This is a genomic window from Haloparvum sedimenti (assembly GCF_001462205.1).
GTDB lineage: Archaea > Halobacteriota > Halobacteria > Halobacteriales > Haloferacaceae > Haloparvum > Haloparvum sedimenti.
This window is the reverse complement of the sequence record NZ_LKIR01000004.1, coordinates 25681-50180: the sequence shown is the minus strand read 5'-3', so window position 1 is coordinate 50180 and position 24500 is coordinate 25681. Positions and strand designations below refer to the sequence as shown.

Here is a 24500-nt window from a genome sequence, read left to right as displayed (position 1 = left end):
GCCCGCGGACCCGACGAACTACCTCATCGTGCTGGTCGACGCGGTCGCGTCGAAGACGGGCGAGCTCGCGGACGACGTGGCCGAGGCGGACGCCGACCTCCAGGCGAACGTCGAGGAGTACCTCCGCGAGATGGCCGAGCAAACCTACGACCTGGAGTCTCGGCTCGAGGGACGGGACGACACCGTCTCGCTGGTGCTGGCGACGCTCGATTACGATCAGGTCCTCCTGACCAACCAGCTTCGGCGGCTGCGCGCCGAGCACGAGGAGGTGCTCCCGCCGGAGGCCGACGAGACGGTCGACGACCTGCTCGCGCTGTTGCGCCACTTCGCGGCCACCCGCGAGTACTTCAAGACGCTCTACTTCAGCCAGGAGTTCGCGGCGCTGTCGAAACACCTGATCTACGTCTCGCTACCGACGATCCTGCTCGTGTCGTTCGTGCTGCTCCACACCGGCGATTTCCCGGACACCCACACGGCGACGACCGTCGTCACCACGGTCTCGATGGCGCCGTTCATGCTGCTGTCGGCGTACGTCCTCCGCGTGGCGACCGTGACGCTCCGGACGCGGTCGACCGGCCGGTTCGCCTTCGAGCGCGACCGCCCCGACGACGTACTGGAACTCGACGGTCCAGACCGATAGCCGACGGTCGTGTCACGGCCCGCGGACGTATCGCGGCCGGCGACAGCTCCTTCGGCAGCTCGCGGCCGCGGGGGTGCCGGCGGCCCTGTGAGCGGGCCGCACACGAGGGGGCTCCCGAAACGGTTTAGGAGGATGCTCGCACACCTTCGGTATGCCGACGGATCCCGATACGGGGTACGACCCCTCGCTGGGTCGGAAGTTCGTTTTCGTCACCGGAGGTGTCATGTCCGGGCTCGGCAAGGGAATCACCGCCGCCAGCACCGGCCGACTCCTCGAGAACGCGGGCTTCGACGTGACGGCGGTCAAGATCGACCCCTACCTGAACGTCGACGCCGGAACGATGAACCCCTACGAGCACGGCGAGGTGTACGTCCTGAAGGACGGCGGCGAGGTCGACCTCGACCTGGGGAACTACGAGCGGTTCCTCGGCGTCGACATGACCTCCGACCACAACGTCACGACGGGCAAGACCTATCAACACGTCATCGAACGGGAGCGCGCCGGCGACTACCTGGGCAAGACGGTCCAGATCATCCCCCACGTCACCGACGACATCAAGCGTCGGATCCGCGAGGCCGCGGAGGGCTCCGACGTGTGCATCGTCGAGATCGGCGGAACGGTCGGGGACATCGAGTCGATGCCGTTCCTCGAGTCGCTCCGACAGTTCTCCCACGAGGAGGACGAGGGCGACGTGCTCTTCACCCACGTCACGCTCGTTCCCTACTCGCAAAACGGCGAGCAGAAGACCAAGCCTACCCAACACTCCGTCAAGGAGCTCCGAAGCATCGGCCTCCAGCCCGACATCCTCGTCGGGCGCGCGGACGACGAGCTGGACCCGGACGTGAAAGAGAAGATCGCGCTGTTCTGCGACGTGCCGACGGAGGCGGTCTTCTCGAACCCGGACGTGGAGGACGTCTACCACGTCCCGCTCGTCGTCGAGGACGAGGGCCTCGACGAGTACGTGATGGAGCGGCTGAACCTCGCCGACGAGGCGCTCCCGAAGGCGGAGCGGTCCACGCGGTGGCGCGAGCTGGTGACCCGCGACCGCGAGACGGAGATCGACGTGGCGCTGGTCGGCAAGTACGGGCTGGAGGACGCGTACATGTCGATCCACGAGGCGCTGAAACACGCCGGCATCCACACCGAGACCGAGGTGAACGTGCTGTGGGTCGACGCCGACGAGATGGCGGAGAAACACACCGAACGCCTCCAGCAGGCGGACGGCATCGTCGTTCCCGGCGGGTTCGGCTCCCGCGGCACGGAGGGGAAGATCGAGGCGATCCGGTACGCCCGCGAGCACGACGTTCCCCTGCTGGGGCTGTGTCTCGGCTTCCAGCTCTCCGTGGTCGAGCACGCGCGCAACGTCCTCGGGATGGAGGGCGCCCACTCCGCTGAGCTGGACGAGGAGACGCCGTACCCCGTCATCGACCTGCTGCCCGAGCAGTACGAGACGGAGGACATGGGCGGCACGATGCGGCTCGGCGCCCACGTGACCGACATCGACGAGGGAACGCTCGCCCACGAGGTGTACGGAGCCGACTCCTGTACGGAGCGGCACCGGCACCGCTACGAGGTGAACCCCGAGTACATCGACCAGCTCGAGACCGAGGGGCTGGTCTTCTCCGGCCGCGCGGACAACCGGATGGAGATCCTCGAACGCGAGGACCACCCCTTCTTCTTCGGCACGCAGGCGCACCCAGAGTTCCGGTCGCGGCCCGACCGCGCGAGCCCCCCGTTCGTGGCGTTCGTGGAGGCGGTCCTCGACATGGCGGAGACGAAACAGAACGGCAACGCGAGCGGACCAGTGGACGAACCCAACGAGGTATCCTTATAAATGGTTGACGCGGAGGCATTCATCGACGAGGCGGTCGCAGAGATACGCGAACAGATCGGCGACGCGAACGCGGTGATCGCGCTGTCGGGCGGGGTCGACTCCTCGGTCGCGGCGACGCTCGCCTACGAGGCGGTCGGCGACCAGCTCACCCCGGTGTACGTGGACACGGGCCTGATGCGGAAAGGCGAGACGGAGGAGATCCGCGAGACGTTCTCCTTCATGGAGTCGCTGCGGGTCATCGAGGCGGCGGACCGCTACTTCGACCGGCTGGCGGGCGTCACCGACCCCGAGGAGAAGCGGAAGGTCATCGGCGACCAGTTCATCAAGGAGTTCGAGCGCGAGGCGCGCGACCTGGACGCGGACGTGCTCGTGCAGGGGACCATCTACCCCGACCGCATCGAGTCGGAAGGGAACATCAAGTCCCACCACAACGTCGGCGGGCTCCCCGAGGTCGTCGACTTCGAGGCCATCGTCGAGCCGGTCCGCGACCTCTACAAGGACGAGGTCCGCGAGGTCGCCCGCGAACTCGGCCTCGAGGAGATAATCTCGGAGCGCATGCCGTTCCCCGGGCCGGGGCTCGCGGTCCGCGTCGTCGGCGAGGTGACCCGCGAGAAGGCCGACGTGGCCCGCGAGGCGTGTCACGTCGTCGAGGAGGAACTGGAGGAGTACGAGCCGTGGCAGGCGTTCGCGGCCGTGCTCGGCAAGGCGACCGGCGTGAAGGGCGACAACCGCGTCCACGGCTGGGTCGTGGCGGTCCGCTCCGTCGAGAGCCGCGACGGGATGACCGCCCGCGCACAGGAGATCGACTGGGCGACGCTCCAGCGCATCCAGAGCCGGATCACCGGCGAGAACGACAACGTGGCGCGCGTCCTCTACGACGTGACCCACAAACCGCCCGCGACCATCGAGTACGAGTGATGGCGGGAGCCACCACCCGCGCCGTCGTCGCCGGCCCCGACGAGCACGGCCTCGGCGACGCGCTCGAAGCCGAGGGCGCCGCCGTCACGCGCATCGAGGCCGAGGTCTCCGCGAGCGCGCTGGAGGAGGCGGGCATCGCGGACGCCGACCTGCTCGTCCTGACCGACGTGGAGGAGGCGACCGGCATCCCGGTCGCGAAGGAGCTAAACGCGGACGTGCGCGTGGTCACCTACGCCGACCGCTCGCTGCCGGAGTTCGTCGCCGCGGTCGCGGATCTGGCGGTCGATCCCGCCCTGCTCGACGCCGAGACGGTCGCCGAGGAGCTGCTGGCGGACGGCGACGCCTGATCGGGGGAGCGCGGTTGGGTGCCGTCGCAGTTCGGTGCGGTCGCAGTTCGGTGCGGTCGCAGTTCGGTGCGGTCGCAGTTCGAGGGATGTCCGTCTCTTCCGGAAGAAAGTATTTGAGACTGCAATAGGGAGTCCCGTCATGATCAGGCGGCTTCTCTCGGCGATTCTCGGGGCGATCGTCGTGCTTCCGCCGGTCGTTCTCGATCCGTGGAACTACGGATACGTCTGGGTCGCCGTCGGCGGCGCGGTCGTCGGGCTGGCGGTGGCTCAAAGCTGGTGGCAGTGGGAGCTTCGCACGCCTGCGGTCCTCGCGGCGCTCTGGCTCGTACTCGTATACTGGCACGTCCTCACCTGGCAGCCGCCGGAGTCGGGGCTCGGGGCGGGAGCGTTTCCCCCACAGCGCACGCTCGTCTACGCGTGGCCGGGCCTCCTCTTCGTCGGAGGTCTCGTCGCCGTGATGGAGCGGAACCTCCGACTGATGAATCGGAACGAGTGAGCGGTCCTTCCGCATCCGGTCAGCGACCACGTTCGTGGCCATCCGTTCGGTTTGGTTCATTTCGCGTCGCCGTCCGCGGAGGACGCCCGCGCGCAGCCGCCAGCCACCGAGGTTTTACGCGCCCGCCTCGTCGGTCACGAAGTGAACGAGAACGACGTGCTCGCGAGCTGGGCGGATCGCGCGGGCGAATACTCCCCCGACTACTACGCCCACTACGGCGCGGACGAGCGCAGCGAGCGCGTCCGCGCGCACCTCGCGGAGCGCGTCGACGCCGACGCCGCGGTCCTCGAAGTCGGCTGTAGCGCCGGCCGCCACCTCGAACACCTCCGCGAGGCCGGGTACGCGGACCTCCACGGCATCGAGATCAACGAGACCGCCTTCGACGTGATGGCCGACGAGTACCCCGACCTGTTCGCGGCCGGGACCTTCCACGCGGCCGCGGTCGAGGACGTGCTCCCGGACGTCGAGGACGACCGCTACGGCGCCGTCTTCTCGGTCGAGACGCTCCAGCACGTCCACCCCGACAACGCATGGGTGTTCGACGACCTCGTCCGCGTCGCGAAGGACCTGATCGTCACCGTCGAGATCGAAAAGGGCGAGGGGGGCGGACCGTCACCTTCGGCGGACACCGCGGACGACGCGAACGTCAACTACGTCGACGACGACGTGCCGCTCTACTACCGCGACTGGGCGTCGGTGCTCGGCGACCGCGGCTGCGAGCAGATCGCGGCCGAGACCGTCGGGAACGACACGCTGCGCGCGTTCGAGCCGCCGGCCGCCGACGACTGACCGACACGCTCACTCGGATCGTGCCTCGTCGTACCGCTGAACCAGCGCCCCGACGTACCAGAACTTCAGCAGGACGGACCCCAAGCCGCCGAGCGCCGCCCGAACCGGGTTCCCGCGGTAGGCGGCGAGGAACGCGTACGCCGTCACGGGGAGGTTGAGCAGGTTGAGGACGCTCGGATAAGCGGTCGCGAGGACCGGTTCCCCGCGCTCCTCGGTCCACCACCGCTCGGCGAGCACCACCCGCGTCATCCACGCGTCGTCGTCCGCCGGGGGCGAGAACAGGACCGGGTTGACGACGGTGAACCCGACCGCGGCGGCTGCCAGGTTCCAGTCCCGCCGATAGACCGCGTAGAGGAGCGCCGGGAGGACGAGGACCCGGCTCCAGCCGCTCTTCGGGTTCGAGTGCCGTTCCCAGAACGCGTCCGTCAGTTTCGCCACCGCTCCCATACGCGGTCATCGGGACCGGTTCACAAATAGCTGCGGCCGGCAGCGCCGACCGCCGGGCGACCGCGGCGGGAGCGCAGTCGGTCGCCGCTACTTCCCCCACTCGGCGACGCGCTTCGGGCGGTCCGAGACCGCCATCACGTCGAGGTCGTCGCCCGCGTGGTCGAGGGCTTCGAGCGCGGCCCTCGCGCTCGCGTGCGTCGAGAAGTAGGTGATCTCCTCCTCGACGGCCACCTCCAGCAGGTCGCGCTGACGGGAGACGATGAGGTCGAGCTCGCCGGCCTGCGCGGCCTCGATGAGGTCCGTCGCCTCGCTCAGCTCGAAGTGCTCCGCGTAGCCCTCGACGAGCGCCTCGCCCGCCTCGGTGTCGGGGTCGGGGAACTCCTCGGCGGAGAGGTCGACGACCGCGGTGCCAGACTCGGGGATTGGCTTGCCGGTCGCGTCCTGCGCCTTGCCGTACGCCTTGCCGAAGGAGGTCGCGGTGCCCATCACCTCGCCGGTGGACTTCATCTCCGGGCCGAGCCGCGGGTCCGAGCCCGGCAGGCGGTCGAACGGGAGCACGACCTCCTTCACGCTCAAGTGCTCGGGGATCTGCTCGTCGGCGTCGATGTCCGCGAGCGACTCGCCGGCCATCACGCGCGCGGCGAGCTTCGCGATGGGGACGCCCGTCGCCTTCGAGACGAACGGGACCGTGCGCGAGGAGCGCGGGTTCGCCTCCAGCACGTACACCTCGGCCTCCTCGGCCGGGTCGTGGACGCCCGTCACCGCGAGCTGGACGTTCAGCAGGCCGACCGTGTCGAGTGCGGTCGCGATGTCCTCGGTTACCTCGCGCACGCGGCCGAGGGTCTCCTCCGAGAGCGAGCGCGGCGGGATGACGCACGCGGAGTCGCCGGAGTGGACGCCCGCGCTCTCGACGTGCTCCATCACGCCGCCGAGCAGCACGTCCTCGCCGTCGGAGACGGCGTCCACGTCGAGCTCGACCGCGTCCGCGAGGAACTGGTCGACGAGGATGGGCTTGTCCGGCGAGACGCGCACCGCCTCGTCGATGTACGTCTCGAGCTCCTGGTCGTCCTCGACGACGCGCATCGCGCGCCCGCCGAGCACGTAGGAGGGGCGCACGAGGACGGGGTAGCCGACCTCGTGGGCCAGTTCCAGCGCCTCCTCGCGACTGGTCGCGGTGCCGCCGACGGGCTGGGCGATGCCCAGCTCGTCCATCAGGACGTTGAAGCGGTCGCGGTCCTCCGCCAGGTCCATCGCCTCGACGGAGGTCCCCATGACCTCGCAGTCGAGCCCGCGGCGGTCGAGTTCGGCCTCCAGCGGTTCGCCGACGTTGACGGAGGTCTGCCCGCCGAACTGGACCATCACGCCGTCCGCGCCCGTGGACTCGACCACGTCCGCGACCTCCTCGGCGGTGATCGGCTCGAAGAACAGGCCGTCCGAGGTGTCGTAGTCGGTCGAGACCGTCTCGGGGTTGTTGTTGATCACGTGCGCGTCGATGCCCATCTCGCGGAGCGCGCGGACGGCGTGGACCGCGCAGTAGTCGAACTCCACGCCCTGCCCGATGCGGATCGGGCCGCCGCCGACCACGACGACGCTCTCCACCTCGGGGTCGATGCGGAGCTCGTCGTGGTACGCCGAGCCCGCGCTCGCGCCGCCGTCGCCCGCGAGGTACTCCGGCAGCCGCGAGGAGTAGTAGTACGGGGTCGTCGCCTCGAACTCGCCGGCGCAGGTATCGACCTGCTTGTAGCTGCGGTCCGGCACCGTGGCCTCCACGTCGTCGACGGTCGTGGCCCCCTCGCTGCCCGCTCCGCCCTCGCCGCCGGCCGCCGCGGCCGCCGCGGTCGCCGCGCCGGTCGCCACCTCCGCGGCCGAGGACTCCCCGGTCGAGGCGCTCGCGGCGACCTCGGCGTCGGTGAACCCGGCCTCCGCGGCCGTCACAAGGTCGCCCTCCGCGGCCGCCTCGGAGGCGTCCGCGACGGTCTCGAACCGCTCGACGTACCACTCCTTGATCCCCGTCAGGTCGACCACCTCGTCGACCGAGAAACCGCGGTCGAACGCCTCGAAGATGGCGTACGGGCGGTCCGGCGTCGGCGTCTCCAGGTAGTCGGTCGCCAGCTCCTCGTCGCTCACCTCGTCCCACTCGACCGCGGGGTCGTACTCCGAGGAGCGCAGCGCCTTCAGCAGGCTCTCCTCGAAGGTGCGGCCGATGGACATCGCCTCGCCGGTCGACTTCATCGCGGTGCCCAGCTCGAAGTCCACGTCGTCGAACTTGTCGATGGGCCAGCGCGGCACCTTCGTGACGACGTAGTCGATGGCGGGCTCGAAGGCCGCGGTCGTCTCCCCGGTGATCTCGTTGTCGATCTCGTGGAGGCGCTTGCCGAGCGCGACCTTCGCGGTGACGCGGGCGATGGGGTAGCCGGTCGCCTTCGACGCGAGCGCGGAGGAGCGCGAGACGCGCGGGTTCACCTCGACGACGCGGTACTCGCCGCCCGGCGTGCCGTCGTCGCGCCACGCGAACTGGATGTTACAGCCGCCCTGAATGCCGAGTTCGCGGATGACGCCGAGCGCGGCGTCGCGCATCTCCTGGTGGCCGTCGTCGGGGATCACCTGCGACGGGGTCACGACCGTCGACTCGCCGGTGTGGATCCCCATCGGGTCGAGGTTCTCCATGTTGCAGATGATGATACAGGAGTCGTCGGCGTCCCGCATCACCTCGTACTCCAGCTCGACCCAGCCCGCGATGGACTCGGTGATCAGCACCTCGCCGTTCCGTGAGAGGCGCAGCCCCTTGCGGACGCGCTCGACGAGCTCGTCGAACTCCTCGACGACGCCGGAGCCGGAGCCGCCGAGCGTGTAGGTCGTCCGCGCGATGACGGGGAGGCCGCCGACCTCGTCGACCGCGGCCTGCACGCGCTCGCGGAACGCCGCCTCGTCGAAGTCGGTGACGGACTCGCCCTCGGAGAGCGAGATGGTCGTCGACGCGGGGACCGGCTGGCCGATGTTCTCCATCCGCTGGCGGAAGAGGTCGCGGTCCTCCGTCGCGTAGATGGTGTCCAGCGGCGTGCCCATGATCTCCACGTCGTGCTCCTCCAGAATGCCCTGCTCGGCGAGCTCGGCGGTGACGTTGAGTCCGGTCTGGCCGCCGAGACCGGCGATCACGCCGTCGGGCTGCTCCTCGCGGATGATCTCCGCGATGGCCTCGGGCGTGATGGGCTCAATGTAGACGCGGTCGGCCATCTCCGGGTCCGTCATGATCGTGGCGGGGTTGGAGTTGACCAGAACGACTCGGGCCCCCTCCTCCTGGAGGGCGCGACACGCCTGCGCGCCGGAGTAGTCGAACTCCGCGGCCTGTCCGATCTGGATCGGTCCGCTTCCGATGAGGAGGATCGTGCGGTCCTCGGACGCCGTACCGTCCTGAGACCCCTTCGAGTCGGTCATCACCTCTCCGTGGTGCGCACATCGTAATAAGGTCGGCGAAAGAGTGCGAATCTCGCAGGAAGATTTCGAATTTCGCAAGGTATGGCGTGACGTAGCACGCTCGACGCGGTATCGAGGCGACTGCGAGGCCGAACGCGGTGATCAGGCGTTGACCGCGGGCTCGTACCCTTCCCAGCGGAGGAGGTCGGCCGCGCGGTCGGCGTCCGCGAGGAGGACGCCCCGCGTCGCCGGGAGGTCGTCGGTCGCGAACTCGCGCGGGACCGCGAGCGTCCCCTCGGGAACGTCCTCACCCCCGGAGACCGGGATGTGGCTCCGGTCGACCTTCATCACGAGGGGGGCGTCGAGTCGCTCCACGCCCTCGCCGGTCGCGTAGAGCTGTTCGTTCACGCGCTCGTGGTCCTCTCGCCGAATGACGGCCCGGTCGCCGTCATGCGGTTGCACGTACAACTTGCCGAGGTAGTAGCCGCTTGAGAAGCGTTCAAACATGCTGTGCGTGTTAATCTCTCACACGACCAGACATAAGCCTTGCCGGCAATCCTTATGTCGACGCGCGAGTCGACCGGTTCCCTCGAGGCGGGAGGCCGCCACCTCTTTTATGCGCATGCCGGGCGAGTCGGCAAACGATGTACGACAACATCCTCCTGCCGACCGACGGAAGCGAGGGCGTCGAGCGTGCGACCGATCACGCCATCGAAACCGCCGAGCGCTACGACGCGGCGCTCCACGTGCTGTACGTCGTGGACAGCGACGTGGTGAACGCCTACTCCGGCGACGAGTTCGTCCACGAGTTCGAGGGCGTCGAGCAGACGCTGGAGGACACCGGGCTGGAGGCCGTCGGCGACATCGCCGAGCGCGCGGCGTCGGCCGGCGTCGACGAGGTCGTCACCGAGGTCGTCCACGGCGACCCGCACGAGGAGATCCTCCGCTACATCGGCGACGAGGACATCGATCTGACGGTGATGGGCTCGAAGGAGCGCTCCGGCGACTACCGACGGATGCTCGGCTCCGTCACGGAGCGCGTCGCTCGCGGGTCGAGCAGGCCGGTGACCATCGTCAAGACGAGCGTCGCGTAGCGCGGTCCGGAACGAACCCGCCGGAAGCGCCGGCGTTCAGAACACCGCCAGCGCGCCGCCGACGAGCAGGATGGTGACCACGAGGCGGCCGAGGCTCCCGAGGAACGTCGCGACCGCGAACTTCCGATAGTCGCGCTCCAGCACCGCGAACGCGTAGATGGAGATCGTGTCGGGGAAGAAGGGGACGCACAGCGCGAGCGCCAGTCCGGCGTAGCCGTACCGACGCGCGACCGTCACCGTCCGCTTCTGTGACCACTCGACCACGTCGAACCGCGACCGCTCCAGCCACCGGATCACCGGCCCCGCACGCTTGGCCTCCTGGCCGAGGTGGAACGCGAAGAGGCTCCCGAGCGCCTTGCCGGTCGCGCTCACGAGCATGATCAGCCCCAGCACCGCCCAGTAGGGGAGCCCCAGATCCAGCGGCGCCGCCAGCACCACCTCGCTCGGTCCGGGCAGCGCGAACGCGATCAGGAAGGAGTAGACGAAGATGACCCCGAGTCCGCCCCAACCGGTTGCCGACTCGACGGCGCTCTGTGAGACGGCGACGACCGTCGACCAGAGGTTCTCGAGCGCGGCCGCGGAGAGCAGGGAGTCGGCCGTCCCGGCGGCGAGGAGTCCGTCGAGGGTCGCGGTCGCCGGGGGACCGGAGAGCGCCGCTATCGTCGAGAGGGCGTCGAGCGTCGCGGTCGGGAGGAGGGTACCCACACCCATTCGTTCCGAGCTACCGGGCGCGCGCTGTTAAACTTGTTCGATACCCGTCCGGTACCGCAGCCCTCGGCGGTGGCCTCGGGATCAGGCGAGCCCACCGAGCACGTTCCCGACGGTGTACGCGACGAGTGCGGCCGCCATCCCGACGAGGAGCATCTCGGTACCGCCGGCGTACCACCGACGCGTCGTCACGAGGCTCCGGCTTGCGCCCACGAGGAAGAACGTCAGCGCGGTGAACGCCACCGAGAGCCGGAAGGCTCCCTCGACGCCGAGCGCATAGGGAACGAGCGGTGCCGCCCCGGCGACGACGAACGACAGAAACGTGACGGCAGCGGTCGCTCCAGGAGATTTCCCGTCCTCGAGCCCCTCGGCCGCGTTCTCGGCCCCCGCCGGCGTCTTCCCGGCAGCGTCCTGACGGGAGCGCCGATAGTCCAGCTCCGAGCGCCGGCTCAGGAAGTTGCTCATCCCCATGGAGAACCCGTCGGCGAGCAGGTTCGCGACGCCGAGCACCAACACGATGGCGGGAGAAAGCGACGCGCCGGCGACGCCGGAGACGACCGCGAACGTCGTCACGATCCCGTCGTTCGCGCCGTAGACGACCTCCGCGAGATACCGTCCGGAGGTGTCGGGGTCGTCGCCGAGGAGTTGCGCGATCATCACGAAGCCCGTCGCGCCTCGGGCACTTAACGCTCCCCTCGACTCGCACGCGCGGAACGACGGGGCGTCGGGACCGGGCCTACTCGTCGACCGCGACGGACTCGATCTCGACGTCGCGCTGCGGCTTGTCGCGGCGGTCGGTCGGGAGCGAGCCGATCTCCTCGACGACGTCCATGCCGTCGATGACCTGCCCGAAGACGGCGTGCTTGCCGTCGAGGTGCGGCGTCGCGTCCAGCGTGATGAAGAACTGCGAGCCGTTCGTGTTCGGGCCGGAGTTGGCCATCGAGAGGATCCCCGGACCGTCGTGGGTGAGGTCGTCGTGGAACTCGTCGTCGAACTGGTAGCCGGGGCCACCGCGGCCGGTCTCCTCGGGGTCGCCGCCCTGGATCATGAAGTCGTCGATGACGCGGTGGAAGACGATGCCCTCGTACAGCGAGTCGCCGCGGACCTCGCCGCTTTCGGGGTCCTCCCAGGTGTTCGTGTCGACCGCGGGCTCAGCGTCCGCGGCGGGGTCGTGACGCGCGAGGCCGAGGAAGTTCTCGACCGTGCGCGGCGCGCGGTCCTGGAACAGCTCGACCGTGATGTCGCCGTGGTTCGTCGACAGCGTGACCTGCGGATTGTCGGGGTTGGAAACCTCTCGTGCCATGAGCGACGGGAGGCGCGCCTGGCGGAAAACCCTACCCATCGTGACTCGCACGGTCGCTCGTCTCGCGGTTTCCACACCGACCCGACCGAACGCGCAGGCCTTTTGTCCGCTGACGGGCGATAGGCGGGAAATGGCTTCCACCGCGACGCTGACGGCCCTCGCGACCCTCACGGGGCTGGCCGTCGGCTTTCTGTTCGCCTTCCTCCGCGTACCGATCCCGGCCCCGCCGGAGCTGCCTGGGATCATGGGAATCGTCGGGATCTATCTGGGGTACAAGCTCGTCATGCGGCTGGACGTGGGGTTCGACCTGCTGGAATCGCTCGGGCTCTGATCGGCGGCGCGAACGGGGGTCCCGTTTCGGACCGCACCGACAGCGAACGGACACCCTCTTGTAGCCCCGCGGTCTCGAACGGACGGACATGTTGATCGCAGGCACCGTGGTCGCGGACGCGGACACGGTCATCGAGGACGGCGCGGTTGTGACGGAGGGGTCGCGGATCGCCGCCGTCGGGGAGCGGGCGTCCCTCGTCGAGACGTACCCGGACCACGAGCGGCGCGAGGTCGACATCGTCGCGCCGGGGCTGGTGGGCGGGCACGTCCACTCCGTGCAGTCGCTCGGGCGCGGGATCGCCGACGACACCGCCCTGCTCGACTGGCTGTTCGACGCGGTCCTCCCGATGGAGGCAGCGATGGACGCCGACGCGACGCGCGCGGCCGCGGAGTTGGGGTACCTGGAGTGTCTGGAGTCGGGCACCACGACCGTCCTCGACCACCTCTCGGTCCACCACGCCGAGGAGGCGTTTGAGGCCGCCGTCGAGACGGGGATCCGCGGTCGGCTCGGGAAGGTCCTGATGGACCACGACTCCCCCGAGGGGCTCGAACAGGACGCCGAGGCGGCGCTCGCGGAGAGCGAGGACCTGATCCGCGAGTACCACGGCGCGGCCGACGGGCGCGTGCGCTACGCGATGACGCCGCGGTTCGCGGTCTCCTGTACGGAGGCGTGCCTCCGCGGCTGCCGCGAGATCGCTGACCGGCACGACGGCGTCACGATCCACACCCACGCCAGCGAGAACGAGGACGAGATCGCGGTCGTCGAGCGCGACACCGGGATGCGCAACGTCCTGTGGCTCGACGAGGTCGGCCTGACCGGGCCGGACGTGACGCTCGCCCACTGCGTCCACACCGACGAGGCCGAGCGCGAGGTGCTCGCGGACACGGACACCGTCGTCACGCACTGTCCCTCCTCGAACATGAAACTCGCCTCGGGGATCGCGCCGGTGCAGGACTACCTCGACCGCGGGATCACGGTCGCGCTCGGCAACGACGGCCCGCCCTGTAACAACACGCTCGACCCATTCACCGAGATGCGGCAGGCGAGCCTGCTCGGGAAGGTCGACGCGCGGGAGCCGACCCGGCTTCCGGCTTCGACCGTCCTCCGGATGGCGACCGAGGCGGGCGCCCGCGCGGCCGGCTTCGAGCGCATCGGCGCGCTCCGCGAGGGGTACCGCGCCGACCTGATCGGCCTCACCACGGACCTGACGCGTGCGACGCCGCTTCACGACCCGCTCTCGCATCTGGTGTACGCCGCCCACGGCGACGACGTGACGTTCACGATGGTCGACGGCGAGGTCCGCTACGCGGACGGCGAGCACGTCGGCATCGACGCGGCCGCGGTCCGCGAGCGCGCGACCCGCCACGCCCGGCGCGTCGGCGAGGAAGCGGGCGTGCTCTGAGGGCGCCGCACCCGCTGCCGGTGATCCGGACCCCGGCCCCGCGACAGCAACCGATAAGGCCCGTTCGGCCGCCGATCGATACATGCAGGTAGACCTCGGCAACGCCCTCGGCACGACGCCCGGGCTCTCGGAGGGGACGCTCGACCGACTCGACGACCGCGTGGCCGACGCCCACGAGCGGATCGCGGCCGGGCGCGCGGACCGCGAGTTCGGCTACGCGAGCCTCGCGCTCCCGGAGACCGCGGACCCGGACGCGATCCGTGCCGCAGTCGAGCCGTTCGGCCGTCCCGCGGCCGTGATCAACGTCGGCATCGGCGGGAGCGCGCTCGGCGCGGCGACCCTCTCGAACGCGCTCGACTCGGAGACGGACGCCTACTTCCTCGACAACGTCGACCCGGAACACGTCGCGGACCTCCTCGCCGACCTCCCGCTCGAGGACGCCGTCGTCAACGTCGTCTCCAACTCCGGTACGACCGCGGAGACGCTGGCGAACTTCCTCGTCGTGCGCGAGGCGATGGCCGACGCGGGCGTCGACTGGACCGAGCGCACGTTCGTCACCACCGGCCCCGAGGGGAACCTCCGCCGACTGGCCGAGAGACACGACCTCCCGGCGCTGGACGTGCCCGCGGGCGTTCCCGGTCGGTTCTCCGCGCTCTCGACGGTCGGGCTCGCCTGCGCCGCACTCCAGGGCCACGACATCGAGGCGGTACTGGCCGGCGGCCGCGACGCGATGGGCGGGCTGTCGGGATCGCTGTTCGAGACCCCGGGATACGCCTACGGCGCGGCGACGTACGCGCTCGCGGAGCGCGGCGCGGCGACGAACGCGGTGATGCCCTACGCCGAGTCGCTGGAGACGTTCGCCGAGTGGTTCGCCCAGCTGTGGGCCGAGAGCCTCGGCAAGGACGGAGTCGGCCAGACCCCGGCCCGCGCGCTCGGTGCGACCGACCAGCACTCCCAACTCCAGCTCTACCGCGCCGGCCCGCCGGACAAGCTCGTGACGATGGTCCGGCCGCGCGAGCGCGCGGACCGCGCCATCCCCGAGACGGACCTCGAGGGACTCTCGTACCTCGGCGGCGCGTCGCTCGGCGACCTGCTCGACGCCGAGTTCGAGGCGACGGAGGCGAGCCTCGCGGCCGCGGACGTACCGAACGTCCGCGTGGAGGTCGACCGCGTCGACGAGCGCTCGCTGGGCGAACTGCTGTACGGGATGGAGGCCGCCTGCGTGCTCTACGGCGAACTGGCGAGCGTGGAGACGTTCACCCAGCCCGCGGTCGAGTGGGGGAAGAAGGCGGCCCGCGGCCTGCTGGGCGGCGGCGACTTCGCGGAGGCCGAAGCGGTCGCCGAGAAGCGTGAACTGCTGATCGGGGAGTAGTTCCGGAGCGCCTATACGCCGCCTCGCCCAACCGAGTGGCAATGACGCAGGCGGATGAGGGCCCCGACGCGGCCGCCGGGACGGCGTCGAGCGACGCCGCGGAGGACGCGCGAGTCGGTGGCCCGGAGTCGGAGGAACTCGTCACCGACCCCGCCGCGGCGGCGTTCCGGCTCGGGCAGGCCGTCCTCGTCGTGCTGGGGGCGTTCTTCGCCGCGGTCGCGGTGACCGGGTGGGGGACCGATGCGCTCGTCGGACTCGGCCTGCTGACGCCGGACACCTCGCTGTACACGGTCGCGGGGACCGTCCTGCAGTTCCTCGGGTTCGGGATCGGCGTCGCAGGCTTCCTCGCGCTCGTCGACGAACCCGGCCTGATCAGGGTCCGCGCGCTCGACCGCCGGGACGCACTGTTGACCGTCGGCGGGGTCGTCGTACTGCTCGCGCTCCAGTTCGTGCTGCTGTACGCGCTCCAGGTTCTCGGACTTTCCACCGGCGAGAATCAGGCGATGCTCCCCGGCCGCGAGGACCCCACCTACTTCCTCTACATGGTGGTCGTCTCGGTGCTCTTCGTCGGCCCGGCCGAGGAGCTGCTGTTCCGGGGCGTCGTGCAGGGGCTGCTCCGGCGGGCGTTCGCCGCGTGGCCGGCCATCCTCATCGCGGGCGCCTTCTTCGGGCTGATCCATGCCCCCGCAGTGCAGGGCGGGCAGGTCGAAACGCTGCTGTACGCCGTCGTCGCGACGCTGCTCGGCTGTCTGCTGGGGTACCTTTATGAACGCAGCGGCAACCTCGCCGTGCCGGCGATCGCACACGGACTCTACAACGCGACGCTGTTTGGGATCCAGTACGCGGCGGCCGTCGGGCTCTGAGTCAGTTCGCGGGGGGACCGACCCGTCAGGCACCCTCGACTAGCCGCTCCAGATGCTCCGGCGGGACGGCGCCGCTCGCGGCGTACCCGTCGTAGACCCACGTCGGGACGCCGGTGACGCCGGCGCGCTTCGACTCCTCGAAGGCCGCCGCCAGCCGGTCGTGCCACTCCTCGTCGGCGACCGCCTCGCGGATCTCCTCGGGGTCGAGGCCGGCGTCCGCGGCCACGTCCGCGATCACGTCGGGGTCGCCGATGTCGCGGCCGTCCTTCCAGAGGGCGTCCAGGAGCGCCTCGTCGAACGCCCGCCAGGACTCGGGATGGGTCTCGCGGACGTACAGCGACGCCTGTTGGGTGTTCCACGAGTCCACGTCCTTGCGGAGCTCCTGAGCCATCTCGGCGTCGTAGCGCTCCTGCAGCTTCCGGACGTTCTGGCGCGCCTGTTCGTAGTACTCGTCGTCCTTGCCGTCGGCGGCGGTCACGTCGACCTCGCCGTCGGGGCCGCGCTTTCGTCCGCGGAGGTCGAAGGGGTGCCACTCCAACTCGAGCGGCTCCTCGCGCTCCTCCTGATAGCGGTCGAATGCGATGCGACCGAGGTAACAGAACGGGCAGACGTAGTCGGAGTACACTTCGAGCGTGGTCTCGCTCATGTCTCGAAAAGGGGGCCGACGCCGGAAAAGGCGTTCGTGGTCGGCATCTCGCGTGCACGACCGCGAGACCGAACGGCCACGAGAGGCACGGGAAGCGACAAGCCCGTATCACCCGATCGAAGGCCGAAATCGGCGGGACCGAAGTTGGACCACGAAGGGTCGTGGCGGTCGCACAGCGACTGTCGCTCGTTCGGACCGCAGGACTGTTATACGACGGCGGCCCAGTTACAGGGAAGATGACGCCCTCCCCCGCCACGACCCGTCGGGCGGTGATAGCCGGCTCGCTCGCCGGACTCGGCACCGCGAGCGCTGGGTGTCTCGGTCGCGTACGCAACATCGCCGGGCGTGAGGGGAGCACACAGATGACCCTCGACGTGTACACGACGCCCGCGGACGCGGACCCGCACGGAATACGCGTCGCCCGCCACCTCGAGGAGCACCTGCGCGCGGTCGGCATCGCCACCCGTGTGAACACGATGGCGGAGGCGGACCTCTACCGTCGGGTCCTTATAAATCAGAGCTTCGACATTTACATCGGGCAGTTTCCCGCGCACCAACGGATCGATCCCGACGCGCTCTATCCCTTCTGTCACTCCGAGTTCAACCCGGAACCGGGGTGGCAGAACCCCTTCGGCATCACGGACCTCACCATCGACGACCTCCTCGAGGAGCAGCGCGGCGCGACGCCCGAGGACAGACCGGCCGTCGTCGACGACCTTCAGCGCGAGATCGCCCGTCAACAGCCGTTCGTGACGGTCGTGTTCCCGGACGCCCTCACCGCGGTCCAGCGAGGACGGTTCGAGGGATGGCGGCGTGACGAGCGAGTCTCGAAACCGATGCGGCTGCTCTCCCTCTCGCTATCGGGGGACGACGAAGGGGCGAGCGGGACGGGAGACGGCGAGACGACCGGGGACGATGGGTCGGAGCGGACCGAGGAGGCGACCGCGGAGACGACCACGGAGACGACCGCGGTGGACGGGCCCTCGGCGGACGCCACGCTCCGGCTCGTGACGACCGATCCCCGCGTCGCGGAGAACAGGAACCCGATCGCGGCGGAGTACCGCCGGGACGGCACGTACACCGAACTGCTGTACGACTCCCTGATCCGGACCCGCGGTGACGACCGGATCCCGTGGCTCGCGCGGGACGTGTCGTGGCTCGACGAGCAAACCGTGCGCGTTTCGCTCCGAGAAGCGACCTGGCACGACGGCGAACCCCTCACCGCCGCGGACGTGGCCTTCACCTACGCGTTCCTCTCGGACACCTCGATGGGGACCGCGGACGCGCCGATCCCCGCGCCGCGCTTCCGCGGCCGGTCGACGCTCGTCACAGGGGCCGAGGCCGTCGACGACCGGACCGTCGACGTGACGTTCGCGGACGCCCACCCCCAGGTCGGCCTGCGGGCGCTGACGGTTCCGATCCTGCCGGAGCACATCTGGAGCGAGCGGACGGAAGTCGCCGCCATCGCGGGGATCGAGGTCGACGAGCAGACGACTGACGCGCTCGTGTGGGACAACCCCGAACCGGTCGGGAGCGGTCCGCTCCGGTTCGTCGAAGCGTCGCCCGGCGATCGGGTCGTCTTCGCACGCAACGACGACCACTTCCTCGACCGCGGTCCCGAGGGGGTCCCGGCGGACCTGCGAGGGAAGCCGGCGTTCGACGAACTGCTGTTGAACCTCGTCCCGTCCGACATCGCGGCGGTCGAGCACGTCGCCGACCGCCGCGCCGACGCCACCGTCTCGAACCTCGGACCCGAGGCAGTGCCGCGGATCGGGCGCGAGGCCGACGCGACGCTTGTGAGCCGGCAGTCGTCCGCGTTCTACCACGTCGGGTTCAACGTCCGCAACGAGCCGCTGTCGAACCCGCGCTTCCGCCGCGCGGTCGCCGGCCTGATCGACAAGGCCCACGTCGTCGACGAGGCGTTTCAGGGGTACGCACAGCCCGCCGCCTCGCCGCTCGCGAACGCCGACGAGTGGCTCGCCGATGACCTCCGGTTCGACGGACGCGACCCGGAGACCCCCTTCTTCGGGACGGACGGCGCTCTCGACGTGGAGGCGGCCCGGGAGGCGTTCCGTGAAGCGGGGTATCGCTACGACGACGAGGGCGTGCTGCTCGTGAGGGAACCGTGATCGAGCGGTACGCGGTGCTGCTGTCGGTCGTGACCTACCTCGCGATCTCGACGGTCTCGCTGTGTCTGATCGTCGGCGTCGCGACCATCGGCCCGGGCCGGCTCTATCGGCTTCGACAGAACGCGTTACCCCGGATCCGAGAGCTCAAACCGCAGATCATCCTGCTTGTGTCGGTGCTCCTCGTCAGCGCGGTCGCCCGCGAACGGCTCCAGGTCGTCTCGCAGCTGTACGGACTCTACCTCACCGGCGCGATCTTCGCGTTCGAGGGGGAGTTCGTCGCGTGGCTACAGGCGACGTTCGCGACCCCGCTTCGCACCCTCTACTTCTCGTGGGTGTACGTCTACGGCTACGTGTTCCTGCTGGTGTTCCCGTTCGTCGCCTACGGCGTCCTCGAGGAGTCGACCACGCTCAAACGCCTGATGACGGCGTACGCGCTCAACTACGCCATCGGGTTGGTCTGTTACACCGTCGTCTACGCCCACGGGCCGCGCAACATTATGCCCGACATGGTCCAGCCGCTGCTTTTCACGTTCAATCCGGACGTGCTGGCGCTCACGAGCCAGATCAACGAGAACACGAACGTCTTTCCGTCGCTGCACACCTCCCTGTCGGTCACCGTCGGGCTGTTCGCGCTGTTGACACGTCGCGAGTACCCCGGATGGGCCGCGATCGCCACGCCGCTGGCGCTCTCGGTGGTGATCGCGACGATGTACCTCGGGATCCACTGGCTCGTGGACGTGATCGCGGGGATCGCGTTGGCGGTCGGCTGCGTGTTCGCCTCTTACCGGTTCATCTCGCCCGCGGCCGGCGAGACGACCGAGGACACGGCGTCGGCCGTGGAGTGACGGGCGGCGTCACGGGGTCGTCACAGTCGCGACGCCCGGTGATCACTCCGCGCCGACCGGCCCGAACTCGTCGACTGGCATCACGCTGTAGTCGACCGAGAGGGTGTCCTTCGTCGCGCGGATCCGGCCGACGAACGAGGAGATCTCCTCGAGTCGACCCTCCAGCACGAACAGCTCCATGCAGTAGTGGGTGCCGACGTGGCTGTGGAAGTTGGCCGCTACGAGCGACTCGTGTTCGTGGCGGAGGTGCATCATCCGCTCCTCGACGCTCGTCGTCTCGTAGTCGAAAAGCACCGTGACGACGGCCATCAGCTCGCGGTCCTCCAGCTTGGCGTCCTCGAACTCCCCGAGCAGGTTGCGGGAGGCCTCGCGGACCACCTCGCTGCGGCCCGTGTAGCCGTGGTCGTCCGCGAACCCGTCCAGTCGATCCAGCAGTTCCTCCGGCATCGAGACGCTGACGACGGTCATGTATTAACATTTACGTCGTATATTGTTAATCCTTGTGGTCTATACGCTCTCGAGACGCTATCTGTTCACAAGACCGCGGACGGAGGGACGTTGTCGGCGACGATTGCCGGACGAGTCCGGGAGGAAACCTTGAAACCGGTGCTCGCCGACGTGAACAGTATGTCACGCCGCACGCAGATGGACATGAGTCGCCGGACGTACCTGCAGATCACCGGCGCGTCGGCCGCGACCGGACTGACCGCCACCGCCGGCTGTATCGGCGGGGGCTCCGCCGGAACGATCACGCCGGGGACCGCCCCCGGGTTCGCCCCGTTCGAGATGAAGCAGGACGGCGAGCTCGTCGGGTTCGACGTGGACCTCATCGAGGCGGTCGTCGCGGAGACCGACTACGAGCTGGGCTCGTGGGAGGAGTTCGAGTTCGACTCGCTCATCCCCGCGCTGACGAACGACCGGATCGACGTGATCGCGGCCGCGATGACGATCACCGAGGACAGACAGGAGACCATCTCCTTCTCGGACCCCTACTGGCAGTCCGACCAGTCCGTGCTGGTCGCCGAGGGCGGCGACTTCCAGCCCGAAGGGTGGGAGGACTTCGACGGCCGCACCGTCGGCGCGCAGTCCGGGACGACCGGCGCCGACCAAGTGCAGTCGAACCTCATCGATCCCGGGATCATCTCCGAGGACGACTACTCCTCGTACGACAACTACGTGTTCGCGGTCGAGGACCTCGAGAACGGCAACATCGACGCGGTCGTCATCGACCTGCCCGTCGCCGAGACGTTCGCGTCCCAGCGCGACGTGGAAGTGGCGTTCGTCGAGGAGACCGGCGAGGAGTTCGGCTTCGGCGTCCGGCAGGACGACGACGACGTGCGCGAGGCGCTCAACAGCGGGCTCGCGACCGTTCGCGAGGACGGCACCTACGAGGAGATCACCAACCGCTGGTTCGGACAGGAGTAGGCGATGAGCGCCACGTCGACGCTCGCGCTCGTCGCGGCCGACAGCCCCGCGTCCGTCGGAGCTGTCGCGACCGCCCTCACGGCGCTTGTGGACGGCGGCGCGGCGCCGCTGCAGATCGGCGAACTCGAGGACTGGGCGTTCGTGTTCAGAAACGCGGACTACCTCATCGGCGGCGCGCTGATGACGGTCGGGCTGACGGTCGCGTCGATCCTGCTCGGCTTCCTCGTCGGCTTCCCGGCGGGCGCGGTCGAGACGTACGGGGAGGGGCTCCCGAAGCGGCTCGTCGAGAGCGTCGGCGTCGTCCTGCGCGGGACGCCGATCGTGGTGATCCTCGTGTTCATGTACTTCGTGCTGGGAGTGCCGTCGATCGACCTCGGCGTGGTAACGCTCTCGGGCGCGGTGATGTCGGGGATCCTCGGGCTCGGGCTCCGCAGCGCGGCCTACCAGTCGCAGATCTTCCGCGCGACGCTCGGCAGCGTCGACGACGGCCAGCTGGAGGCGGCACGCGCCGTCGGCATGTCGCAGCTCGAGGCGATCCGCCACGTCGCCGTGCCGCAGGCGCTCCGCCGCTCCGTGCCCGGGTTCCAGAACGAGTTCACCATCGTCCTGAAGGACACGAGCATCGTCTTCGCCATCGGACTGGCCGAGCTGCTGACGCGCAGCTACGACCTGTTCGTCGAGCGGACGACCGCGGTGCTCGAAGTCATCATCTTCATCAGTGCCATCTACTTCGTCCTCACGTTCACGACGAACCGCGCGCTCGACTACCTCGGCGAGTATTACGCGATCCCCGGAGGTGAGTCGGCGTGAGCGACGCTGACTCGAACCCGGACGCCGACGCGAACGCCGATGCCGACGCGAACGACGCCGCCGAGTCCGGCGACCGCGACTACCTCCGCGTCGCGGACATCTCGAAGTGGTACGGCGACGAGCAGGTGCTCGACGACGTCTCCTTCGAGATGGACCGCGGCGACGTAACCGTCCTGATCGGCCCCTCGGGGTCGGGGAAATCGACCATGCTGCGCTGTGTCAATCGGCTCGCGGAGGCACAGGAGGGCGAAATCTTCCTCGACGGCGAGGAGGTGACTGCGCCCGACGTGGACGTCGACGAGCTCCGGCGGGAGGTCGGGATGGTGTTCCAGGACTTCAACCTGTTCGCGCACCTCACCGCGCTCGATAACGTCGCGCTCGGCCCCCGCCGAGTGCTCGACCTTTCCGAGGCGGAGGCGGACGAGCGCGCGCACGCCCAGCTCGAGCGCGTCGGACTCGCCGACCAGACCGACTCCTACCCCGCGGAGCTGTCCGGGGGACAGAAACAGCGCGTCGGCATCGCCCGCGCGCTGGCGATGGAGCCGAAGCTGATGCTGTTCGACGAACCCACGAGCGCGCTCGACCCCGAACTCATCGGGGAGGTGCTGGAGGTGATGCACGACCTGGTCGCGGACGGGATGACGATGCTCGTGGTGACCCACGAGATGAGCTTCGCGCGCGCGGTCGCCGACGAGATCGTCTTCCTCGACGAGGGCCGCGTCGTGGAGCGTGGCCCCCCCGAACAGCTGTTCGATAACCCCGAGAAGGAGCGGACCGCCCGCTTCCTCGACCGCATCGCGAGCCACGACTGATGGCCGACTCCACCCGCCCCGCGAACGTGAGCGACCCGGGGGAGGCGATCCCCTCCGCGGGGCGTCTCCTCTTCGTCGCCGCGGGCGTCGTCTTCTGGGGCTGGCTGCTCGCGACCTGGGTGAACCGCTGGCTCGGCGGGCCCGTGGTCCCCGTCGGCGAGCCGTTCGTCGCGCCCGGGACCGTCGAGAGCGCGCTCGCCGCCCTCCCCCTGCTGTCGGCGTACGCCACCGACCTGGCCTTCGTGACGCGCATCTCGCCGGAGATCGCCCGCGGCATCTGGCTCACGGTCGTAATCACGGTCGTCAGCCTCGCCGTGGGGTTCTTCATCGCCGTCCCGCTGGCGGTCGCGCGCGTCTACGGCCGGCTCACGGCGTACGTCTCGCTCGTCTACACCGAGCTGCTGCGCGGGACGCCGCTTTTGGCCCAGCTGTTCGTGCTCCACTTCGGGCTGAACATGGGTCAGTACGTCCCGGTCGCGCTCTCGGACGTGTTCGCGCGCAACGTCGTCTGGGTCGCCATCCTCGGGTTCGTGCTCAACGGCGCCGCCTACCAGGCCGAGTACATCCGGGGCGCCATCGAGAGCGTCGAGGAGGGCCAGCTCACGGCCGGCCGCGCCATCGGCCTCTCGAAGGTCGAGACGATCTACTACGTGGTGCTCCCGCAGGGGCTGCGCTACGCGATCCCCTCGTGGACCAACGAGTTCGTCTACCTGATCAAGTACTCCTCGCTGGCGGCGTTTATCACCGTCCCCGAGCTCTACTACCGCGCGTTCGAGATCGCCTCGGACACGTTCCGGTACCCGATGATCTTCGCGGTGACCGGCCTCGCGTACCTCTGTCTGGTGTTGACGGCCACCGAGCTGATGGCCCGCGTCGAGGACCTGGTCGCGATCCCCGGCGTCGGCGGCGACAGAGAGCGGTAAGGAGTTCGACGGCGGTGGCCGAGCCGGTTGGGGGCGTTCGGGCCGACTCTGGCGTTCGGGCCGGCTGACGCCCACGCGATCGGGCCGCACTCGTCACCACACCCCGTAGAACGTGCCGAGAACTGCCGTGGAACGGTGTCAGTAGCTCGGCGACTCCTCGACCTCGCCGTCCCGCGCGTTGACGACGCGCGCCAGCGTGAACAGCGCGTCCGAGAGTCGGTTGAGGTAGGTGACGACCTCCTCGTTCGTCTCCTCCGTCCGCGCGAGCGCGACCGCGCGCCGCTCCGCCCGCCGCGTCACCGCGCGGGCGTGATGCAGCGCGGCGCCCCCCTCGCCCCCACCGGGGAGAACGAACGACCGGAGCGGCTCCAGCTCCTCGTCGAAGCCGTCGATCCAGTCCTCGAGCCGTTCGGTGTGTTCCGGGCGCACGCGCGGGTCGTCCTCGTCCGGGTCGGGGTTCGCGAGGTCCGCCTGGACGATGTGGAGGTGGTTCTGCACCGCCTCGAGCACCTCGTCCACGTCGTCGTAGCCGGTCGGGCGAACCGTTCCGAGGAGCGCGTTCGCCTCGTCGACGGTGCCGTAGGCTTCGATCCGCGGGTCCGTCTTGGAGACCCGCTCCATCGTCCGCAGGTCCGTCTCGCCGGCGTCCCCGCGGCCGGTGTAGATCGTCATGCCAGCGTGCGCTCCACGTACTCCACGATGTTGGCGCTCTCGCACATCGTCACGCCGCGGTCGCCGTCCACGAGAACCGGCACGCCCCGCTGCCCGCTCACGCGGCGGACCTCGTCGCGCTCGGAGTGAAGCGCCTCGACCCACTCGGTGTCGTAGTCGACGCCCGCCGCCTCGAGCGCGTCGTGGACCTTCTCGCACCAGGGACAGCCGTCCAGCGCGTACAGAGTGATCGCCATGCCTGACGTTGGGCCAGCGTCGGCATGAAGGTTGGCCACGGGCG

General features: G+C 69.5%; 26 protein-coding genes and 1 pseudogene. 17 read left to right on the top strand and 10 right to left on the bottom strand.

Going from position 1 to position 24500, the window contains the following annotated elements:
* From AN233_RS00280 to AN233_RS00255, 6 genes and pseudogenes are all read left to right on the top strand, one after another.
* Window positions 1-640, top strand: a pseudogene (locus tag AN233_RS00280) (hypothetical protein); the annotation flags it as partial.
* Between the two features lie 151 nt (window positions 641-791).
* Window positions 792-2474, top strand: a complete 1683-nt coding sequence (locus AN233_RS00275; protein WP_058364877.1) for a CTP synthase — start codon at window positions 792-794, stop codon at window positions 2472-2474.
* Window positions 2475-3392, top strand: a complete 918-nt coding sequence (gene guaA, locus AN233_RS00270; RefSeq protein ID WP_058364876.1) for a glutamine-hydrolyzing GMP synthase — start codon at window positions 2475-2477, stop codon at window positions 3390-3392.
* The gene (locus AN233_RS00265; protein ID WP_058364875.1) at window positions 3392-3739 is read left to right on the top strand and encodes a DUF7126 family protein; all 348 of its coding nucleotides are present in this window, start codon (window positions 3392-3394) and stop codon (window positions 3737-3739) included. The genes guaA and AN233_RS00265 overlap by 1 nt, the downstream gene beginning before the upstream one ends.
* A 139-nt stretch (window positions 3740-3878) precedes the next feature.
* The gene (locus tag AN233_RS00260; RefSeq protein ID WP_058364874.1) at window positions 3879-4235 is read left to right on the top strand and encodes a hypothetical protein; all 357 of its coding nucleotides are present in this window, start codon (window positions 3879-3881) and stop codon (window positions 4233-4235) included.
* A 141-nt stretch (window positions 4236-4376) separates the two neighbouring features.
* Complete coding sequence (locus AN233_RS00255) at window positions 4377-5024, top strand: class I SAM-dependent methyltransferase (RefSeq protein WP_058364873.1); 648 nt, start codon at window positions 4377-4379, stop codon at window positions 5022-5024.
* A 9-nt stretch (window positions 5025-5033) separates the two neighbouring features.
* Here the strand turns inward: AN233_RS00255 and AN233_RS00250 are convergent, their stop codons facing one another.
* The 3 genes from AN233_RS00250 to AN233_RS00240 all read right to left on the bottom strand — a co-directional run bounded on the left by AN233_RS00250 (window position 5034) and on the right by AN233_RS00240 (window position 9392).
* On the bottom strand, window positions 5034-5471 hold the full coding sequence (locus tag AN233_RS00250) for a DUF6653 family protein (RefSeq protein WP_058364872.1): 438 nt from the start codon (window positions 5469-5471) through the stop codon (window positions 5034-5036).
* Window positions 5472-5558: 87 nt separating this feature from the next.
* Window positions 5559-8906: a carbamoyl-phosphate synthase large subunit gene (carB, locus tag AN233_RS00245; protein ID WP_058364871.1), complete on the bottom strand. Its 3348-nt coding sequence runs from the start codon at window positions 8904-8906 to the stop codon at window positions 5559-5561.
* A 141-nt stretch (window positions 8907-9047) separates the two neighbouring features.
* A complete protein-coding gene (locus AN233_RS00240) occupies window positions 9048-9392 on the bottom strand; it encodes a DUF5802 family protein (RefSeq protein WP_058364870.1) in 345 nt (114 codons plus the stop codon).
* A gap of 137 nt (window positions 9393-9529) precedes the next feature.
* On the opposite strand from AN233_RS00240, the gene AN233_RS00235 reads away from it, so the two are divergent.
* Complete coding sequence (locus tag AN233_RS00235) at window positions 9530-9979, top strand: universal stress protein (protein ID WP_058364869.1); 450 nt, start codon at window positions 9530-9532, stop codon at window positions 9977-9979.
* A gap of 36 nt (window positions 9980-10015) precedes the next feature.
* On the opposite strand, the gene AN233_RS00230 is transcribed toward AN233_RS00235, so the two are convergent.
* The 3 genes from AN233_RS00230 to AN233_RS00220 all read right to left on the bottom strand — a co-directional run bounded on the left by AN233_RS00230 (window position 10016) and on the right by AN233_RS00220 (window position 11990).
* The gene (locus AN233_RS00230; RefSeq protein ID WP_080508258.1) at window positions 10016-10690 is read right to left on the bottom strand and encodes a YqaA family protein; all 675 of its coding nucleotides are present in this window, start codon (window positions 10688-10690) and stop codon (window positions 10016-10018) included.
* Between the two features lie 81 nt (window positions 10691-10771).
* Window positions 10772-11344, bottom strand: a complete 573-nt coding sequence (locus tag AN233_RS00225; protein WP_058364868.1) for a VIT1/CCC1 transporter family protein — start codon at window positions 11342-11344, stop codon at window positions 10772-10774.
* A 79-nt stretch (window positions 11345-11423) separates the two neighbouring features.
* Window positions 11424-11990: a peptidylprolyl isomerase gene (locus AN233_RS00220; protein WP_058364867.1), complete on the bottom strand. Its 567-nt coding sequence runs from the start codon at window positions 11988-11990 to the stop codon at window positions 11424-11426.
* Window positions 11991-12120: 130 nt separating this feature from the next.
* On the opposite strand from AN233_RS00220, the gene AN233_RS00215 reads away from it, so the two are divergent.
* The 4 genes from AN233_RS00215 (at window position 12121) to AN233_RS00200 (ending at window position 15958) form a co-directional block, all read left to right on the top strand.
* Window positions 12121-12321 carry a XapX domain-containing protein gene (locus AN233_RS00215; protein ID WP_058364866.1) on the top strand — a complete coding sequence of 67 codons (201 nt, stop codon included), beginning with the start codon at window positions 12121-12123 and terminating at the stop codon, window positions 12319-12321.
* 88 nt (window positions 12322-12409) lie between these two features.
* The gene (locus tag AN233_RS00210; RefSeq protein WP_058364865.1) at window positions 12410-13723 is read left to right on the top strand and encodes a 5'-deoxyadenosine deaminase; all 1314 of its coding nucleotides are present in this window, start codon (window positions 12410-12412) and stop codon (window positions 13721-13723) included.
* 82 nt (window positions 13724-13805) lie between these two features.
* Complete coding sequence (locus AN233_RS00205; protein WP_058364864.1) at window positions 13806-15095, top strand: hypothetical protein; 1290 nt, start codon at window positions 13806-13808, stop codon at window positions 15093-15095.
* A gap of 41 nt (window positions 15096-15136) precedes the next feature.
* Window positions 15137-15958 (top strand): CPBP family intramembrane glutamic endopeptidase, encoded by an 822-nt coding sequence (locus AN233_RS00200; protein WP_058364863.1) that lies wholly within the window; start codon window positions 15137-15139, stop codon window positions 15956-15958.
* A 25-nt stretch (window positions 15959-15983) separates the two neighbouring features.
* Here AN233_RS00200 and AN233_RS00195 read toward each other — a convergent pair whose 3' ends face one another.
* Window positions 15984-16604 carry a DsbA family oxidoreductase gene (locus AN233_RS00195; RefSeq protein WP_058364862.1) on the bottom strand — a complete coding sequence of 207 codons (621 nt, stop codon included), beginning with the start codon at window positions 16602-16604 and terminating at the stop codon, window positions 15984-15986.
* Window positions 16605-16840: 236 nt separating this feature from the next.
* Between AN233_RS00195 and AN233_RS00190 the strand changes: the two genes are divergently transcribed.
* Together AN233_RS00190 and AN233_RS00185 are read left to right on the top strand one after the other, a co-directional pair.
* A complete protein-coding gene (locus tag AN233_RS00190; protein ID WP_058364861.1) occupies window positions 16841-18733 on the top strand; it encodes an ABC transporter substrate-binding protein in 1893 nt (630 codons plus the stop codon).
* A complete protein-coding gene (locus tag AN233_RS00185) occupies window positions 18730-19578 on the top strand; it encodes a phosphatase PAP2 family protein (protein ID WP_245625911.1) in 849 nt (282 codons plus the stop codon). Before AN233_RS00190 ends, AN233_RS00185 begins: the two co-directional genes overlap by 4 nt.
* Before the next feature lie 42 nt (window positions 19579-19620).
* Here AN233_RS00185 and AN233_RS00180 read toward each other — a convergent pair whose 3' ends face one another.
* The gene (locus tag AN233_RS00180; protein ID WP_058364860.1) at window positions 19621-20046 is read right to left on the bottom strand and encodes a CopG family ribbon-helix-helix protein; all 426 of its coding nucleotides are present in this window, start codon (window positions 20044-20046) and stop codon (window positions 19621-19623) included.
* Window positions 20047-20205: 159 nt separating this feature from the next.
* On the opposite strand from AN233_RS00180, the gene AN233_RS00175 reads away from it, so the two are divergent.
* The 4 genes from AN233_RS00175 (at window position 20206) to AN233_RS00160 (ending at window position 23548) form a co-directional block, all read left to right on the top strand.
* Window positions 20206-21003, top strand: a complete 798-nt coding sequence (locus AN233_RS00175; RefSeq protein WP_058364859.1) for a basic amino acid ABC transporter substrate-binding protein — start codon at window positions 20206-20208, stop codon at window positions 21001-21003.
* 3 nt (window positions 21004-21006) lie between these two features.
* On the top strand, window positions 21007-21813 hold the full coding sequence (locus AN233_RS00170) for an amino acid ABC transporter permease (protein ID WP_058364858.1): 807 nt from the start codon (window positions 21007-21009) through the stop codon (window positions 21811-21813).
* A gap of 98 nt (window positions 21814-21911) precedes the next feature.
* Window positions 21912-22625: an amino acid ABC transporter ATP-binding protein gene (locus AN233_RS00165; RefSeq protein WP_058364885.1), complete on the top strand. Its 714-nt coding sequence runs from the start codon at window positions 21912-21914 to the stop codon at window positions 22623-22625.
* Window positions 22625-23548 carry an amino acid ABC transporter permease gene (locus AN233_RS00160; protein WP_058364857.1) on the top strand — a complete coding sequence of 308 codons (924 nt, stop codon included), beginning with the start codon at window positions 22625-22627 and terminating at the stop codon, window positions 23546-23548. Before AN233_RS00165 ends, AN233_RS00160 begins: the two co-directional genes overlap by 1 nt.
* Before the next feature lie 138 nt (window positions 23549-23686).
* On the opposite strand, the gene AN233_RS00155 is transcribed toward AN233_RS00160, so the two are convergent.
* Together AN233_RS00155 and AN233_RS00150 are read right to left on the bottom strand one after the other, a co-directional pair.
* Window positions 23687-24220 (bottom strand): cob(I)yrinic acid a,c-diamide adenosyltransferase, encoded by a 534-nt coding sequence (locus tag AN233_RS00155; RefSeq protein ID WP_058364856.1) that lies wholly within the window; start codon window positions 24218-24220, stop codon window positions 23687-23689.
* A complete protein-coding gene (locus AN233_RS00150; RefSeq protein WP_058364855.1) occupies window positions 24217-24456 on the bottom strand; it encodes a glutaredoxin family protein in 240 nt (79 codons plus the stop codon). The genes AN233_RS00155 and AN233_RS00150 overlap by 4 nt, the downstream gene beginning before the upstream one ends.
* Between the last annotated feature and the right edge of the window lie 44 nt (window positions 24457-24500).

Coding starts and splice junctions, on each gene's coding strand:
- AN233_RS00275 (WP_058364877.1), top strand. CDS start 792: ATGCCGACGGATCCCGATACGGGGTACGACCCCTCGCTGGGTCGGAAG.
- guaA (WP_058364876.1), top strand. CDS start 2,475: ATGGTTGACGCGGAGGCATTCATCGACGAGGCGGTCGCAGAGATACGC.
- AN233_RS00265 (WP_058364875.1), top strand. CDS start 3,392: ATGGCGGGAGCCACCACCCGCGCCGTCGTCGCCGGCCCCGACGAGCAC.
- AN233_RS00260 (WP_058364874.1), top strand. CDS start 3,879: ATGATCAGGCGGCTTCTCTCGGCGATTCTCGGGGCGATCGTCGTGCTT.
- AN233_RS00250 (WP_058364872.1), bottom strand. CDS start 5,471: ATGGGAGCGGTGGCGAAACTGACGGACGCGTTCTGGGAACGGCACTCG.
- carB (WP_058364871.1), bottom strand. CDS start 8,906: ATGACCGACTCGAAGGGGTCTCAGGACGGTACGGCGTCCGAGGACCGC.
- AN233_RS00240 (WP_058364870.1), bottom strand. CDS start 9,392: ATGTTTGAACGCTTCTCAAGCGGCTACTACCTCGGCAAGTTGTACGTG.
- AN233_RS00235 (WP_058364869.1), top strand. CDS start 9,530: ATGTACGACAACATCCTCCTGCCGACCGACGGAAGCGAGGGCGTCGAG.
- AN233_RS00230 (WP_080508258.1), bottom strand. CDS start 10,690: ATGGGTGTGGGTACCCTCCTCCCGACCGCGACGCTCGACGCCCTCTCG.
- AN233_RS00225 (WP_058364868.1), bottom strand. CDS start 11,344: ATGATCGCGCAACTCCTCGGCGACGACCCCGACACCTCCGGACGGTAT.
- AN233_RS00220 (WP_058364867.1), bottom strand. CDS start 11,990: ATGGCACGAGAGGTTTCCAACCCCGACAATCCGCAGGTCACGCTGTCG.
- AN233_RS00215 (WP_058364866.1), top strand. CDS start 12,121: ATGGCTTCCACCGCGACGCTGACGGCCCTCGCGACCCTCACGGGGCTG.
- AN233_RS00210 (WP_058364865.1), top strand. CDS start 12,410: ATGTTGATCGCAGGCACCGTGGTCGCGGACGCGGACACGGTCATCGAG.
- AN233_RS00205 (WP_058364864.1), top strand. CDS start 13,806: ATGCAGGTAGACCTCGGCAACGCCCTCGGCACGACGCCCGGGCTCTCG.
- AN233_RS00200 (WP_058364863.1), top strand. CDS start 15,137: ATGACGCAGGCGGATGAGGGCCCCGACGCGGCCGCCGGGACGGCGTCG.
- AN233_RS00195 (WP_058364862.1), bottom strand. CDS start 16,604: ATGAGCGAGACCACGCTCGAAGTGTACTCCGACTACGTCTGCCCGTTC.
- AN233_RS00190 (WP_058364861.1), top strand. CDS start 16,841: ATGACGCCCTCCCCCGCCACGACCCGTCGGGCGGTGATAGCCGGCTCG.
- AN233_RS00180 (WP_058364860.1), bottom strand. CDS start 20,046: ATGACCGTCGTCAGCGTCTCGATGCCGGAGGAACTGCTGGATCGACTG.
- AN233_RS00175 (WP_058364859.1), top strand. CDS start 20,206: ATGTCACGCCGCACGCAGATGGACATGAGTCGCCGGACGTACCTGCAG.
- AN233_RS00170 (WP_058364858.1), top strand. CDS start 21,007: ATGAGCGCCACGTCGACGCTCGCGCTCGTCGCGGCCGACAGCCCCGCG.
- AN233_RS00160 (WP_058364857.1), top strand. CDS start 22,625: ATGGCCGACTCCACCCGCCCCGCGAACGTGAGCGACCCGGGGGAGGCG.
- AN233_RS00155 (WP_058364856.1), bottom strand. CDS start 24,220: ATGACGATCTACACCGGCCGCGGGGACGCCGGCGAGACGGACCTGCGG.
- AN233_RS00150 (WP_058364855.1), bottom strand. CDS start 24,456: ATGGCGATCACTCTGTACGCGCTGGACGGCTGTCCCTGGTGCGAGAAG.